This window comes from Streptomyces pseudoechinosporeus (genome assembly GCF_054783935.1).
On the sequence record NZ_BAAGPS010000040.1, the window covers coordinates 1 to 1,518 of the forward strand.

Annotated in this window: 2 protein-coding genes and 1 pseudogene; 1 reads left to right on the forward strand and 2 read right to left on the reverse strand. The window is 67.3% G+C overall.

Going from position 1 to position 1,518, the window contains the following annotated elements:
- Positions 1-298 precede the first annotated feature (298 nt).
- Complete coding sequence (locus tag ACYVO6_RS32700) at positions 299-994, reverse strand: hypothetical protein (RefSeq protein WP_461067537.1); 696 nt, start codon at positions 992-994, stop codon at positions 299-301.
- A 53-nt stretch (positions 995-1,047) separates the two neighbouring features.
- On the reverse strand, positions 1,048-1,257 hold the full coding sequence (locus tag ACYVO6_RS32705) for a hypothetical protein (protein WP_461067539.1): 210 nt from the start codon (positions 1,255-1,257) through the stop codon (positions 1,048-1,050).
- On the opposite strand from ACYVO6_RS32705, the pseudogene ACYVO6_RS32710 reads away from it, so the two are divergent.
- Positions 1,230-1,518 (forward strand): annotated as a pseudogene (locus ACYVO6_RS32710) (NAD-dependent DNA ligase LigA); the annotation flags it as partial. The gene ACYVO6_RS32705 and the pseudogene ACYVO6_RS32710 sit on opposite strands and share 28 nt — an antisense overlap.

Here is a 1,518-nt window from a genome sequence, read left to right on the forward strand (position 1 = left end):
GATGGCGGATCGTACTCGCATCATCCAGGCCATGATCCGCCATGCGCCCAGGCTGCTCCGGCAGATCCGAACACAACTGCTATGGCTGCATACGTATAGGGATTGCGCTTCATCAGCGTGCCTTTGTCCGGGCCGCGCGAGATCACTGAGCGGCCCTGTCGTCTCAAACGACCAGGAGCATCACGTGTCATCTCATTCTTCCCTGTCCGGTACGGATCTGATCGACGAGCAGGGACAAGCACACCCCGATCAGTGTTCTCCCAGCTCACCGTTCCCTTCAGATGAATGCCCGTGATGATCAAGCCTCGCGGTGTTGTCGCGGGAGGTAGGGACTGAAGTGGTCGGCGACAATCTCCGCGATCGCAGCGGCATCGCGGGAACCGTCGACTTCGATCACGCGGATGCCGAGCTGGTGGGCTGTGCGGACGGCATCCTCGGCGACGAGGCGGTCCCGGGTGAGGCGGTTGGCCTGGGCTCGGACCGGATCGCTGACGCGGTGCCCAAGCGAGGCGGCGCGGGGTAGCTCGCTGAGCTGGTATTGGCGGAACCCTGGCGTGGGCACCATGACGACCATCCGGCGCGGTGAGTCGATGATGGGTGCGACAAGTTCGGGACGGAGTCCCCAGCCCTCGGCGATGATCGGGTGGCCCGAGACGAGCGCGCGCAGATCGTCCAGGGCCCACTCAAACCGGTCCGGGAAGCCGGCCAGGGTCTCGGTGGCCATCTCTTGCGGGGTGGAGCGGACCCACACCTTGTCCAGGTCGGGCTCGGTGGCGGGCTCGCCGAGGCCGACGCGACGGGCGATCCGGCGATCGTTGTGACCGCGAGCGTCGTGGTAGTCGTAGTGATAGACGGTGACGCCGTATTGGACGGCCAGGAGCCGGGCCACGGTCGACTTTCCGGCCCATTGGCCGCCGCCGATCCACAATGCCTGGTGCAACGTGCCGAAGGGGTCCCAGACTTCGCTGTCCGGCAGGGAGTTTCGGCTGGTCATCTGCTGTCCTCCTGCGTTGAAGTGCGGTGGCTGACTTCGGCGGCGTAGGTGGCTCAGTCGCCTGCAGACAGACGCTGCCAAGCGACGGCGACGTCAGTGTGGATGCCCAGGGTGCGGGCGAGGATCACGGCGGGGATCTCGGTGGCGAGTTGGAAGAGAGCGGTGCTGCGGGCCTGGTCGGGTCGGATCCTGAGCTGGTTCAGCCGCTGGGTCAGCTGTGTGGTGCTGATCGGTGTCCGGGCTGGCCGCCGGGGAAGAGCCATGGAGACGGGGCGAGGGCCCCCGATGGTCGCGTGTCCCTTGCGGTTCGCGGCGCCGGCCGCGACCGGCTCGATATCGAGGGCCTCGGCCACACCCGCGTCGTCCAGCTCGGCGAGACCGGCCTGGTGGCCGATCTCGCCGACCTGTTCACCCTCACCCGCGACCAGCTGCTGGGACTGGAGCGGATGGGTGCCACCAGCACCGACAACCTCCTCGCCGCGATCGGCACGGCCAAGGACCAGCCGCTGTCGCGGGTGCTGTGC